Below are 12,452 nucleotides of genomic sequence, written 5' to 3'. Positions count from 1 at the left end.
AAGGATTATGGAGGAGTTCCCGAGTGGCCAAAGGGGACGGACTGTAAATCCGTTACTTTATGTTTCGGTGGTTCAAATCCACCCTCCTCCACCAATTAAATTTTACAAAATAATAAGATTAATTACCTATATGCGGGTGTAGCTCAGTGGTAGAGCCCCAGCCTTCCAAGCTGGTTGCGAGGGTTCGATTCCCTTCACCCGCTCCAATTAAGCACCTATAGCTCAGCTGGATAGAGCAACGGACTTCTAATCCGTGTGCCGGAGGTTCGAATCCCCCTAGGTGCGCCAATAATAGTGGGGTGTCGCCAAGTTGGTAAGGCACAAGACTTTGACTCTTGCATTCCACAGGTTCGAGTCCTGTCACCCCAGCCAATATGGTTCATTAGCTCAGATGGTAGAGCACCTGACTTTTAATCAGGGTGTCCCGGGTTCGAGTCCCGGATGAGCCACCAAATGTGGAGAGGTATCGAAGTGGTCATAACGAGGCGGTCTTGAAAACCGTTTGGGGGCAACCCCGCGTGGGTTCGAATCCCACCCTCTCCGCCATTTTAAATTACTTTATTTAGGAGAAATACTCAAGTGGCTGAAGAGGCTCCCCTGCTAAGGGAGTAGATCCTTAACGGGATGCGAGGGTTCAAATCCCTCTTTCTCCGCCAAGAATATATGATTTATTCTTGGGCCTTTAGCTCAGTTGGTTAGAGCGCCCGGCTCATAACCGGTAGGTCCCGGGTTCGAGTCCCTGAAGGCCCACCAATTTATTTCTTGATTTATTCAAGAAATATTTTTTTATAATGTTGAAATCATTTCCTAAATAAAGTACGTGCCCAGATAGCTCAGTCGGTAGAGCAAAGGACTGAAAATCCTTGTGTCGCTGGTTCGATTCCGGCTCTGGGCACCAAGGGGATTAGTTCAGTGGTAGAACGTCGGTCTCCAAAACCGGATGTCAGGGGTTCAAGTCCTCTATCCCCTGCCACAACTATACGGCTTGTTTCTATGTTGTTATTAGACATTGAATCAAGCCGTTTTTATGTTTTATATATTTAATGTACGATTATAAAATGTAACAATTTTTTGTGAGATTATATATTTTCAGTGTAAGTAAAATTTATAATACATAAATTATGTATTGTTTTATAAAAAACTATAATGTAAATTATAGTCATAAATGATAGGGTATAGAGGTTTAGTTTAATTGGTAAAATCTCAGACTCCGAATCTGAAGGATGAAGGTTCGATTCCTTCAATCTCTGCCATATAGAAAAAGGTAGCTTAGTGCTATCTTTTTTGCATTAAAAAACCTGCTTAATTAAGCAGGTTTGAGTTTTCATTTGTGTTCTTATTAATTTTGTTTTGGGTTTGACTGACCACCATCAGATTTTTTTTCACTAGGATCTATTTCTCCAGGGATAATATTGCCATTTTTCTTATCAATTTCATAAGATTTACCTTTTAACTTTACGTTTTCGCTTGCTGGAACTTTCGGTACACTTTTGATATATTCTCCTTTAACAAGGTCATCCAAATTTCCAGGTAAGTTACCATTATTATCTTGTTTATAACTTTCCAGAGCTGTTTCCAAGACTCTTACATTTGCATTGTGGGCAGTTATAGCTGCTTTTTCTTTTTGGTTTTTGTAGACAGGGATGGCTATTGCTATAAGTATTGCAAGGATAGCTAATACAACCAATAATTCAAGTAATGTAAACCCTTTTTTCTTATTTTTTAACGTTTGTAGTTTCATAATTTCCTCCAGTTATTTATTATTCTGCTTACTTTTATTATAATCAAAATTAAGGATTATTCAATACAAATAATTAAATATTTTAAATCTCTTCAAAAATTAAATTATTAGCCAAATTCCTATAAAATACAATTAGTGGGCCTGATAAAAATCCTAAAAATATAGTTCCTATTCCTATTTGTTCTCCAAATAATAGGCCAACTACAATGCATATTATGTCTAATACGATCCTTGTATACTTATATGATAAATCTCTTTTAACTATATTGTTCACAACATAGGGCATAGCGTCATAAGCACTGGCACCCAGGTCAGCTTCCAAATAAATTCCAACTCCTATACTCATAATATTTATTCCAATTATCAACAGAATAAAGTTCACCCAAAATTTGTCCGTATCCATAAACTTTAGTAGCATGTACGAAAAATCAGCACTGTATCCTACAGTCGCCATATTTATAACTGTTCCAAGTCCGATAGATCTTCTGTGGCCAATAAAAACTATAACGATTAATATGAAATTGGTCACAGTAATTACAGTTCCAAAATCTTTATTCAAAAAGTCTGAAAATCCACTATTCATAAAGCTAAGAGGATCTACACCTAATTTTGATAGTCTGAGTATTCCGATACTAAATCCAATTATTAAGTTTCCTAATATTGCAAACAATATTTGTTTTGTCTTTTTATTCATTAAAAATCTCCGTAAGTGTGTATTTTATTAATTTTTTAATATTATCATAAATAAACTCTTCATTTACGACTAAAGGGTAGTAATTGTTTATTAAATTATAATTGTTGTCCATACTTGTCATTGTGCATTCTACAAAATCATCATCAATGTATCCTTCATGCAAACTCAAACATAAAGTTATAAACATTCCTTGTGATTTGATTTGAGTTGATTCATACATGGCATCAATTTCCATTTTATTATTAGTAATCAAACTAATTTCTAAGTTATTTTTTAATTTTTTAACATCATACAACAAATATCTAACGGTTTTTGAGTACATATCAAAAGTATCACATTTTTCCTCAAAAAACTTTATCATATAATTGTACAATTTTATCTTAAAATTCATGGATGTTTTAGCAAATTCTATTAATTCATCTGAAATACGATTTGATTTTGAAATCTTTTTGTATAGTTTCACTGATTTTGATTTATCATCTATGTTGATATCGAATAATTTTGCTGCTAAGTCTTTTGTTTTTAGTGATGTGAACAAGTTTTTGTAGTAATTTCCAATTAATTTTTGCAAAGAAGTGTAATTATTAATTACATCCCAATCTGTATATTTGATTATTTTACTATTAATAAATTTGATATCAAAATCACTAAAACAGATAATTTGTTTATCCTGAATGATTTTATAGACTGATTTTATGATTTTTTCTTCAGATTCATTATTTTTTGAGTAGAAATTATAATATCTATCATTTGTAAAGATATTTATAAGATAAATATGGTTTTTGTGAGGATCAATTCCTGTTGTTTCTATATTTATAATAGCCTGATTTTCATTCATTTTATCACCATTTCCATTATACTATTATTTTGGTAAATTTTCTCTACATGTTATAATATTAGTATGATTTTAAATAGAAATGAAGGGATATAATGATATATTTAGACAATGCTGCTACTACGAAAGTGTCAGAAAATGCGGTAAAAGAAATGGTTAATGCAATGACTGTTGATTTTGGGAATCCTTCAAGTTTATACGATTTTGGAATGAGAGCGGAAAAGCTTGTTACTGATTCCAGAAATTCAATTGCAAACTTATTAAATGTTAGACCAGAGAATGTGTTCTTTACATCTTGCGGAACTGAAGGTAATAATATTTCTATTAATGGAAGTGTTACTAATGATAAAAAAGAAGAATTTATAACTACAAATATAGAACATTCTTCTGTGTTTAAAACTTATAATAAGTTGAAGGAAAATAGGACAGTTCATTTTGTAAATGTAAGTGATGATTTTAAAGCTGATGATATCATTGATTTAATAAATGAAAAAACACGTTTAGTTTCAGTTATGCATGTTAATAATGAAACTGGAAAAATTCTTCCAATTACAGAATTGGGCAAAAAAATTAAAGAAAAAAATCCGAATACTTTGTTTCATGTAGATGGGATTCAAGGTTTTGGCAAGATTAAATTGGATATTAATGAAGCGAAGATTGATTTCTACACAATTAGTGGTCATAAGATTCACGCTCCAAAAGGGATTGGTGCGATTTTCATAAGAAATCCTGAAAGAGTGAAGCCTCTTATAATAGGAGGTTCACAAGAATCGGGAATTTCACCTGGAACCGAAAATGTAGCGGGGATTGTGGCTTTAAAATGCGCTAGTGAAGAAGTTTTTTCTAAAATTGATGAAACTTACGACAGATTATACAAGATGAAGTCATATTTGATGAATGAATTATCAAAAATTGACGGTGTGTATTTTAATTCTAAGCTAGAAGGATATAGTCCATACATTACGAATGTGTGCTTTAATTACATTAAGAGTGAAGTATTGCTACACTATTTGGAACAAGATGAAATATACATTTCTACTGGAAGTGCATGCAATGGTTCCAAAAAATCGAGAATTATACAAAGCATTAACACTCCTGATGAGTTTTCAGATGGATGTATAAGAATTTCATTTACAGATAATACGCCTGAGAATGTTTTGGATGTGTTTGTAGAGAAATTAAAGCTTAGATTAGAAGATATTAGAGATATTATGAGGAGATAAATGTTAGATTGGTATATTTCGGTTAGTTTTGGAGAACTAACATTAAAAGGAAAAAACAGACACACTTTTGAGAAGCGTGCAATAAGTAAGATTCTAGATGCGATTTCTGATTATAAAATTGAAGAATACTATCAAGAACAAGGTAAGTTGTACATCAAGGCTGATGTCAATGATTTTGATGAAATTATAGTTAGAATTAAAAAAGTTTTCGGGATTGTGTACATTAGTCCTTGCATAAAATGTGAAAAAACGGTTGAAAGTATGCAAGACGGGGTATTAAAGATATTAGAAGGTAAAATTATCGAAGATAAACTCCAAACTTTCAAAGTTGATGTTCACAGGGTTGATAAAAATTTTGAACCAAAATCTCCAGAATTAAATCCACTTTTAGGTGGTACTATATTAAAAAAATACGGAAATTATGTTAAGGTTGACATCAAAAATCCTGACTTTTTTGTTTATGTAGATATTAAGGATAATTGTTATGTTTACACGGATAGAATAAAAGGTTGGGGTGGTCTTCCAATTGGTAGTTCTGGAAGAGGTTTGTTGCTATTATCTGGTGGTATAGATAGTCCTGTGGCTGCTTTTCTTATGGCGAAAAGAGGTGTTCGTGTGGATTGTTTGCACTTCCACAGCTACCCATTCACAAGTCAAAGAGGTTTTGAAAAGGTTAAGCAATTAGCAGAAGAAGTTTCGTATTATACTGGTAATATTAACTTTTATTCTGTGAACTTGCTTCCAGTGTACAAAGCTATCACTAAAAACTGCAAGGAAAGAATGATGACTATCATTTCTAGAAGATTTATGATGAGGATTGCAGAAAGAATAGCAAATGAAAACAAAATTGACGCTTTGATTACAGGAGAAAGCTTAGGTCAAGTTGCAAGTCAAACTATTCAAGGAGTCTCAGTAATCAATGAAGTTACAAGTCTACCTATTTTAAGACCTTTAATAGCAAGTGATAAAACAGAAATCATAGAAATTGCAAGGGAAATTGGAACGTATGAAACATCGATTTTACCTTTTGAAGATTGTTGCACGGTGTTTACACCAAAAAGACCAGTCACAAAACCAAGAATTTACGATGTCAAAAGAGAAGAAGAAAACTTAGATATTGAAGGCTTGGTTCAAGAATGTATAGATAATATGGAATTAATTAAGATTAGACAATAGGAGGAACTATGAAAAAAGCAGGAGTTATTATAGGTATTATTGTTGTGTTAGCATTATTATTAGTGCCACAATACAACGGTTTGGTTCAATCAAAGGAAGATGTGAACGAAGCATATGCACAAGTTCAAAACGTTGTTCAAAGAAGGGCGGATTTGATTCCAAACTTGGTTAACACAGCAAAAGGATTTGCAAAGCACGAAGAAGATGTATTCATCAAAGTATCTGAAGCTAGAGCTGGTGTAAAAAATGCCAAAGATCCAGAAGAATTAGCAAAAGCAAATGATGAATTGACAAGTGCATTAAACGGTATGAATGTTGTTGTAGAAAGATATCCTGAACTAAAATCAGATACCCACTTTACACAACTTATGGATGAATTAGCAGGTTCAGAAAACAGAATCGCTACAGAAAGAAAGAATTACAACACAGTTGTAAAATCATATAATCAAAAAGTTAAGAGATTCCCAACAGTAATATTTGCTAGATTAATGGGATTCAGCTCTGAAAAATACTTTGAAGCAGATGCTTCAGCACAAAAAGCACCACAAGTTAACTTTGAATAGGACAAATAAATAATGAGAAAGCAATATAGATTGATATTCTCATTTGTTTTAGCTTTTTTATTAATTTTTAATGTAAATGCTTTTGTCCAAGATTTGCCGAAATCACCGGATACTTTTTATCTTGATGAGATGGGTGTGATTAGCCAGGAAGTTAAAGATAAAATAGTTAAGACGAATGTAGAACTTGAGCAAAAAACAGGTTCACAAGTACTTGTTGTAACCTTAAAAGATTTAAAAGGAAGAGATCCGTTTGATTATGGCGTTGATTTGTTTAACAAATGGAAAATCGGAGATGCCACTAAGAAAAACGGGGTTCTGATTTTATTGTCACAAGATTTAAATGAACCTAAGGGTCGTAATCGTCATATCAATATCATTACAGGTTATGGAATAGAAGGAAGACTTAACGATGGTAAAGTCGGAAGAATAATTGATGAATATATGCTAGATGATTTAAAAGACGGAAATTATTCTAACGCTTTACAAGAAGGATTCAATGCAGTTGTCAGTGAAGTTGCTGCTGAGTATGATGTTGAATTAACTGGAGATTTTGATAAATATCAAGAAAATTTAAACAGAAGTTCAGACCAGCAACTTACAAACACTATTGCTAGAATTATAATATTTCTGATTATTCTGTACATTATATCAAGAAGTAATCGTAGAAATAATAGATACAGAGGCAGAAGACGTGGTGGTACAATATTCTTCCCTGGATTTGGAGGAGGATTCGATGACGATGACTTCGGCGGATTCGGCGGAGGTTTTGGCGGCGGATCTTCTGGAGGATTCGGTGGATTCTCTGGAGGAGGAGGCTCATCCGGAGGCGGAGGAGCTGGAAGAAGCTTTTAATTAAATTTATCAAATACTCTCAATTAATTTTGAGAGTATTTTTTTGCGAAAACTTAGTAAAATATTTTTAACTTTTTGTTTAGTTTTATATGCTTTTATGTTATAATACTTTTGGTTTAATATTTTAAGTAAGGAGATAGTAATGGAAATAGGAGAAAAAATAAGATCATTGAGGTTAAAACTTGGATTGACCCAAGAAGAATTGGCAGAAAGGTCTGATTTGACAAAAGGTTTCATATCACAATTAGAGAGAGATTTGACAAGTCCTTCTGTAGATTCACTTAATGACTTATTAAATGCATTGGGAACTGATATGGCAACTTTTTTTATGGATAAGCCTACGGTAAAAGAGATTTTCACGAAAGACGATTATCAGTCAAGTGAAGATTTGAGCATGAATTCTACTATTACATGGCTGGTTCCAAAATCTCAAGTCAACACTATGGAGCCTGTGATAATTACACTTGATCATAATGGAGAAACAAAAGAATATACTCCATTTGAGGGCGAAGAGTTTGGATATGTGATTGAAGGTAGCTGTAACATTTATCTAGACAACGAAAAATTTAAGCTAAATAAGGGTGATTGTTTTTATACTAAGTGCAATAAAACTAGAATGTTAGAAAATAATGGCACAAAAATCTGCAAGGTGATATGGATTATGTCACCACCAAATTTTTAGGGGGAATGTTTAATGGATAATATCATTGAATTAATCGGTATTAATAAATCTTTTGAAGATGAACATATTTTAAAAGATTTGAATCTTTACATTAGAAATAAAGAATTTTTGACATTATTGGGACCGTCAGGTTGTGGTAAAACTACGACTTTGCGATTAATTGCTGGATTTGAAACTCCAGATACTGGAAAGATTATTTTTGAAGGAAAAGACATCAGTCATATTGCACCTTATAAGAGAAATGTGAACACGGTTTTTCAAAAATACGCTCTATTTCCTAATATGAATGTTTTCGAAAACATCGCTTTTGGTTTGCGAATCAAAAAAATGAACGAAAAATTAATCAGAGAAAAAGTAACAGAAGTTTTGAAACTTGTAAATTTGTCTGGTTTTGAAAAAAGAAAGATAAATAATTTGAGTGGTGGTCAACAACAAAGAATTGCTATAGCTAGAGCATTGGTTAATGAGCCAAGTGTTTTGTTGTTAGATGAACCTTTGGGTGCATTGGATTTGAAGTTGAGAAAAGGAATGCAAAACGAACTCAAAAATATTCAAGAGAGAATAGGAATTACATTTGTTTATGTAACACACGATCAAGAAGAAGCTTTAACTATGAGCGATACTATTGTTGTTATGGATAATGGTGTAATTCAACAAATAGGAACACCAGAAGATATCTACAATGAACCTAAGAATGAGTTTGTAGCTAAATTTATTGGCGAAAGTAACATAATTGACGGGGTATTTTTAGAAGATTGCATGGTAGAATTCTCCAATCATAAATGGAAGCGTGTGGATAAAGGATTTAAGAAAAACGAAAATGTACAAGTAGTTATTAGACCTGAAGATGTGGAGATAGTTGCTCCAGATAAAGGACAAATTAAAGGGACAGTTATTAGCGACAGGTTCAAAGGAATTCACTACGAAATGTTTGTGGATACTGGAGATTTCAAATACAAGGCACAATCAACTATCAACAAACCTCAAGGAAGTATTGTAGGCATTAACATTGATCCTGATAATATTCATATTATGAAGAGGTGCGACAATGAAGCTTAAGAAATTATCCATTCCTTATGCTATTTGGATATTATTTTTCATTGTATTTCCCTTGTTTCTTATAGTTTATTATTCAGTTACAACTGGATCATTGAGAGATTTTTCCAATCCACAATTTTCGCTGGAATACTTTCATAGATTTTTTACATCAAAATATGTAAAAGTGCTTTTGAATTCAATAAGGTTGGCTTTTATTAGTACAGTGATTTGTTTGTTGATAGGATATCCAACAGCTTATTTTATCAGTAAAGTAGACAAAAAGTACAAGGCTGTGTTGATGCTTATGATAGTTATTCCAATGTGGATGAATTTTTTGTTGAGAACTTATGCGTGGATTATTTTAACTGGTAAAAACGGGATAATCAACAGTGTGTTGATACATTTTGGTTTTTTTCCAATAAAAATGCTTTACACTGAAGGAGCTATTTTAATGGGGATGGTTTACAATTTCTTACCTTTTATGATACTTCCTATTTTCTCAATACTAGACAAATCAGATTATTCACTAGTAGAAGCAAGTTACGATTTGGGAGCATCTAAGTTGCAAACTTTTTTGAGAGTAGTGTTTCCGATGAGTTTGCCTGGAGTTATTACGGGAATTACTATGGTGTTTATTCCTGCGATATCTACATTCGAAATATCTGCATTGCTTGGTGGTAACAAATACAATTTGATTGGTAATATAATTGAGCATCAATTTAGAATAGCAGGAAACTGGCATTATGGTAGTGCGATTTCTGTTGTTTTGATAGTTATGATTTTAATTTCATTAGCTTTTACAAATGAGAAAGGAGAATAAAATGAAGGAATTTTTTAAGAAATTTTATTTGGCATTGGTATTTCTATTTCTTTACGGACCAATTGCTGTATTAATGGTATTTTCATTTAATGATTCTCGTTTGAAAGGAAGCTGGGTAGGATTTACATTCAAATGGTACAAGGAATTATTGCATAATGAAGAAATCTTGTCTTCATTTAAAACCACAATATTAATTGCGATATTAGCCACAATAATTGCAACAATTTTAGGGACAATAGCAGCGATAGGAATTTATTATTTGAGAGGTTACAAGAAAACTTTGCTTTTAAATATGAATTATCTTCCTGTTTTAAATCCAGATATAGTGACAGCAGTAAGTTTGATGGTAATATTTAACTTGATGAATTTTCCATTCGGATTTTTCACGATGTTATTGTCACACATCACATTTACAACTCCTTATGTAATACTTGCTGTGTTGCCAAAATTATCGCAAATGAATAAATTCTTGCCAGAGGCCGCAATGGATATGGGAGCAACTCCTTTTTACACTTTGAGAAAAGTTGTGCTGCCAGAAATAAAAACAGGAGTATTTTCAGGAAGCTTGTTGGCATTTACACTTAGTATTGATGATTTTGTAATAAGTTTTTTTACTACAGGTCATGGCGTGTCAAACTTATCCGTTACTGTGTACTCTATGGCAAAGAAAGGGGTAAATCCAGCAATTAATGCGTTGAGTACCATCATGTTTTTAGTAATGGTTATTCTATTATTGATTCTTCACAAGAGAACAAATCTATTGGAGGAATTGTAAGATGAAAAAAATTTTATTATTCTTATTAACTATATTGGTTTTAACTTCTTGCTCTAAAGATGATTCAAATGTTTTGTATGTATACAATTGGGGAGAATACATCGAGCCAGCTTTGATAGAAAAGTTTGAAAAAGAAACCGGAATTAAAGTAATATATGATACTTTTGAGCAAAATGAAGATATGTACATGAAAGTAAAAGAGGGAGGGAATAATTACGACGTTGTAGTTCCTTCAGATTATATGGCTGAAAAAATGATAAAACAAGGAATGCTTGAAAAAATTGATTACAGCAAAATTTCAAACTTCAGATACATCGATGAGAAATTTAGAAATTTGGATTATGATCCAAAAAACGAATATACAGTTCCATATATGTGGGGAACTGTGGGAATTCTTTACAATAAAAATAAAGTAAAAGAAAAAGTGGATAGCTGGAATATTTTGTGGGATGAAAAATACAAAGATAATATCATAATGATGAACTCCACTAGAGATACCTTGGGAGTAGCTTTAAAAAGGTTAGGGTATTCAATGAATTCTAGAAATGAAGTTGAGTTAGAGAAGGCAAAAGAATCATTGATAAAACAAAAAGATATTGTACTTGCTTATCTTGTAGATGAAACGAAAAATCAAATGGTGAATGAAGAAGCGGATATTGCAGTAATGTATTCTGGTGATGCAATCGTCGCTAAAGGTGAGAATGAAAACTTGGAATATGTAATTCCAAAGGAAGGCTCAAATTTATGGTTTGATACATTAGCTATTTTGAAAAATGCAAAACACAAAGAAAATGCCGAAAAATTTATAAATTTTTTGACAGATCCTGAGAATGCAAAAGTTAATGCAGAATACATTGGTTATTCTCTTCCATCTACAGAAGCCAAAAAACTTTTGGATAAGGAAGTTCAAGAAGATGCTACAGCCTACCCAGATTTATCAAAGCATAAGAATATGGAAATATTTAAAGATCCATCAGATTTTGTAGAAAAATACGATGATATATGGGCTGATATAAAAGCAAATTAACCTAGAAAGTGCAAGAGATTTACTTTTGCACTTTTTCCATTTGAGATTGAATAATAAACGGATTTTTCATATAATATGAGTAGTTAAGAAATTGGAGGAAATATGTTTATAGAAATATTAAAAGTTATTCTTTTAGGAATTATTGAAGGAATAACAGAATGGTTGCCAGTTAGTTCAACTGGTCATATTTTATTATTGGACGAATTTATCAAATTGAACATGTCAGATGCTTTCAAATCAATGTTTACCGTTGTAATTCAATTGGGAGCAATCTTGGCAGTTGTAGTAATTTATTGGAACAAAGTGTGGCCATTTAAGAAAGGTCAAACTCATTTGATATCAATTAGTAAAAGCAAAATGATAATGTGGGCAAAAATAATTGTTGCGTGTATTCCAGCGGCTATTATTGGTATAAAATTTGATGATTTTATCGAAGAACACTTTTATAATTATTTTGTGATTTCATTAGCACTAATAATTTTCGGTATTCTTTTTATTATAATTGAAAACAAAAACAAAGAATCACACAAAAAATTAGTCGATAGTATTGATAAAATTACTTACAAACAAGCTTTTATTGTAGGATTATTTCAAGTAATTGCAGCGGTGTTCCCAGGAACTTCACGTTCTGGAGCTACAATTCTAGGTGGTATTGCTATAGGATTATCCAGAACAATTGCAGCTGAATTTACATTTTTCTTGGCAATTCCAACAATGTTTGGAGCAAGTTTACTAAAACTTGTGAAATTTGGATTTAGTTTTACAGCAATGGAAGCATTCGTGTTATTATTGGGAACTGCAGTAAGTTTTATTGTATCTGTAATCACAATTAAATTCTTAATGAATTACATCAAAAACAATGATTTCAAAGTGTTTGGTTATTACAGAATTGCTCTTGGTGTATTGGTTCTAATTTATTTCGGACTAATCAGATAGTTGTGATATAATAATGTGGAGGAATAGTTGCAATTATTCCTAAATGAACATTAGAAAACATAGACGAATATATATTTGAAAAAATAAGTT

General features: G+C 32.0%; 13 protein-coding genes and 11 tRNA genes. 21 read left to right on the top strand and 3 right to left on the bottom strand.

Going from position 1 to position 12,452, the window contains the following annotated elements:
* Positions 1-9: 9 nt before the first annotated feature.
* The 11 genes from DES33_RS06950 to DES33_RS06900 all read left to right on the top strand — a co-directional run bounded on the left by DES33_RS06950 (position 10) and on the right by DES33_RS06900 (position 1,253).
* Positions 10-94 (top strand) — tRNA-Tyr (locus DES33_RS06950).
* A gap of 38 nt (positions 95-132) precedes the next feature.
* Positions 133-206, top strand: a tRNA-Gly gene (locus DES33_RS06945).
* 5 nt (positions 207-211) lie between these two features.
* Positions 212-288, top strand: a tRNA-Arg gene (locus DES33_RS06940).
* Positions 289-295: 7 nt separating this feature from the next.
* Positions 296-372 (top strand) — tRNA-Gln (locus tag DES33_RS06935).
* A 4-nt stretch (positions 373-376) separates the two neighbouring features.
* Positions 377-452, top strand: a tRNA-Lys gene (locus DES33_RS06930).
* Between the two features lie 5 nt (positions 453-457).
* A tRNA-Ser gene (locus tag DES33_RS06925) sits at positions 458-546 on the top strand.
* Positions 547-565: 19 nt separating this feature from the next.
* Positions 566-656: transfer RNA gene (locus tag DES33_RS06920), tRNA-Ser, on the top strand.
* A gap of 20 nt (positions 657-676) precedes the next feature.
* Positions 677-753: transfer RNA gene (locus DES33_RS06915), tRNA-Ile, on the top strand.
* Positions 754-822: 69 nt separating this feature from the next.
* Positions 823-898 (top strand) — tRNA-Phe (locus DES33_RS06910).
* Positions 899-973 (top strand) — tRNA-Trp (locus DES33_RS06905). It abuts the tRNA gene before it with no gap.
* Between the two features lie 204 nt (positions 974-1,177).
* Positions 1,178-1,253 (top strand) — tRNA-Arg (locus DES33_RS06900).
* Between the two features lie 86 nt (positions 1,254-1,339).
* On the opposite strand, the gene DES33_RS06895 is transcribed toward DES33_RS06900, so the two are convergent.
* From DES33_RS06895 to DES33_RS06885, 3 genes are all read right to left on the bottom strand, one after another.
* Positions 1,340-1,741 (bottom strand): prepilin-type N-terminal cleavage/methylation domain-containing protein, encoded by a 402-nt coding sequence (locus DES33_RS06895; protein WP_110058502.1) that lies wholly within the window; start codon positions 1,739-1,741, stop codon positions 1,340-1,342.
* An 82-nt stretch (positions 1,742-1,823) separates the two neighbouring features.
* Positions 1,824-2,435, bottom strand: coding sequence for a YczE/YyaS/YitT family protein (locus tag DES33_RS06890; protein ID WP_110058501.1), 612 nt, complete (start codon positions 2,433-2,435; stop codon positions 1,824-1,826).
* Entirely contained in the window at positions 2,428-3,273 is an 846-nt protein-coding gene (locus DES33_RS06885) for a ribonuclease H-like domain-containing protein (protein ID WP_110058500.1), read from the bottom strand. The genes DES33_RS06890 and DES33_RS06885 overlap by 8 nt, the downstream gene beginning before the upstream one ends.
* A gap of 92 nt (positions 3,274-3,365) precedes the next feature.
* Here DES33_RS06885 and DES33_RS06880 point away from each other — a divergent pair, with 92 nt between their 5' ends.
* The 10 genes from DES33_RS06880 (at position 3,366) to DES33_RS06835 (ending at position 12,362) form a co-directional block, all read left to right on the top strand.
* Positions 3,366-4,493, top strand: coding sequence for a cysteine desulfurase family protein (locus tag DES33_RS06880; RefSeq protein WP_110058499.1), 1,128 nt, complete (start codon positions 3,366-3,368; stop codon positions 4,491-4,493).
* Complete coding sequence (gene thiI, locus DES33_RS06875; RefSeq protein WP_110058498.1) at positions 4,494-5,669, top strand: tRNA uracil 4-sulfurtransferase ThiI; 1,176 nt, start codon at positions 4,494-4,496, stop codon at positions 5,667-5,669.
* 8 nt (positions 5,670-5,677) lie between these two features.
* Positions 5,678-6,232 (top strand): LemA family protein, encoded by a 555-nt coding sequence (locus DES33_RS06870; protein ID WP_094205491.1) that lies wholly within the window; start codon positions 5,678-5,680, stop codon positions 6,230-6,232.
* A gap of 12 nt (positions 6,233-6,244) precedes the next feature.
* Positions 6,245-7,084: a TPM domain-containing protein gene (locus tag DES33_RS06865; protein WP_110058497.1), complete on the top strand. Its 840-nt coding sequence runs from the start codon at positions 6,245-6,247 to the stop codon at positions 7,082-7,084.
* A 142-nt stretch (positions 7,085-7,226) separates the two neighbouring features.
* Positions 7,227-7,766, top strand: coding sequence for a helix-turn-helix domain-containing protein (locus DES33_RS06860; RefSeq protein WP_094206981.1), 540 nt, complete (start codon positions 7,227-7,229; stop codon positions 7,764-7,766).
* 12 nt (positions 7,767-7,778) lie between these two features.
* On the top strand, positions 7,779-8,825 hold the full coding sequence (potA, locus tag DES33_RS06855; RefSeq protein ID WP_110058496.1) for a spermidine/putrescine ABC transporter ATP-binding protein: 1,047 nt from the start codon (positions 7,779-7,781) through the stop codon (positions 8,823-8,825).
* Positions 8,815-9,624 carry an ABC transporter permease gene (locus tag DES33_RS06850; protein WP_110058495.1) on the top strand — a complete coding sequence of 270 codons (810 nt, stop codon included), beginning with the start codon at positions 8,815-8,817 and terminating at the stop codon, positions 9,622-9,624. The genes potA and DES33_RS06850 overlap by 11 nt, the downstream gene beginning before the upstream one ends.
* Position 9,625: 1 nt before the next feature.
* Positions 9,626-10,399 carry an ABC transporter permease gene (locus DES33_RS06845; RefSeq protein ID WP_035109446.1) on the top strand — a complete coding sequence of 258 codons (774 nt, stop codon included), beginning with the start codon at positions 9,626-9,628 and terminating at the stop codon, positions 10,397-10,399.
* A 1-nt stretch (position 10,400) separates the two neighbouring features.
* Positions 10,401-11,426 (top strand): ABC transporter substrate-binding protein, encoded by a 1,026-nt coding sequence (locus DES33_RS06840; protein ID WP_110058494.1) that lies wholly within the window; start codon positions 10,401-10,403, stop codon positions 11,424-11,426.
* Positions 11,427-11,528: 102 nt separating this feature from the next.
* Positions 11,529-12,362, top strand: coding sequence for an undecaprenyl-diphosphate phosphatase (locus DES33_RS06835; protein WP_110058493.1), 834 nt, complete (start codon positions 11,529-11,531; stop codon positions 12,360-12,362).
* Positions 12,363-12,452 lie beyond the last annotated feature (90 nt).

The sequence above is a fragment of the Finegoldia magna genome (assembly GCF_003182075.1).
GTDB classification, from domain to species: Bacteria; Bacillota; Clostridia; order Tissierellales; family Peptoniphilaceae; genus Finegoldia; species Finegoldia magna.
This window is presented reverse-complemented; position numbering and strand designations above follow the sequence as displayed.

Bases quoted from the DNA above. Each gene is read 5' to 3' on its own strand.
- DES33_RS06860 (WP_094206981.1), top strand. From the start codon at position 7,227: ATGGAAATAGGAGAAAAAATAAGATCATTGAGGTTAAAACTTGGATTG.
- thiI (WP_110058498.1), top strand. From the start codon at position 4,494: ATGTTAGATTGGTATATTTCGGTTAGTTTTGGAGAACTAACATTAAAA.
- DES33_RS06850 (WP_110058495.1), top strand. From the start codon at position 8,815: ATGAAGCTTAAGAAATTATCCATTCCTTATGCTATTTGGATATTATTT.
- DES33_RS06885 (WP_110058500.1), bottom strand. From the start codon at position 3,273: ATGAATGAAAATCAGGCTATTATAAATATAGAAACAACAGGAATTGAT.
- DES33_RS06840 (WP_110058494.1), top strand. From the start codon at position 10,401: ATGAAAAAAATTTTATTATTCTTATTAACTATATTGGTTTTAACTTCT.
- DES33_RS06865 (WP_110058497.1), top strand. From the start codon at position 6,245: ATGAGAAAGCAATATAGATTGATATTCTCATTTGTTTTAGCTTTTTTA.
- DES33_RS06845 (WP_035109446.1), top strand. From the start codon at position 9,626: ATGAAGGAATTTTTTAAGAAATTTTATTTGGCATTGGTATTTCTATTT.
- DES33_RS06895 (WP_110058502.1), bottom strand. From the start codon at position 1,741: ATGAAACTACAAACGTTAAAAAATAAGAAAAAAGGGTTTACATTACTT.
- DES33_RS06880 (WP_110058499.1), top strand. From the start codon at position 3,366: ATGATATATTTAGACAATGCTGCTACTACGAAAGTGTCAGAAAATGCG.
- DES33_RS06835 (WP_110058493.1), top strand. From the start codon at position 11,529: ATGTTTATAGAAATATTAAAAGTTATTCTTTTAGGAATTATTGAAGGA.
- DES33_RS06870 (WP_094205491.1), top strand. From the start codon at position 5,678: ATGAAAAAAGCAGGAGTTATTATAGGTATTATTGTTGTGTTAGCATTA.
- DES33_RS06890 (WP_110058501.1), bottom strand. From the start codon at position 2,435: ATGAATAAAAAGACAAAACAAATATTGTTTGCAATATTAGGAAACTTA.
- potA (WP_110058496.1), top strand. From the start codon at position 7,779: ATGGATAATATCATTGAATTAATCGGTATTAATAAATCTTTTGAAGAT.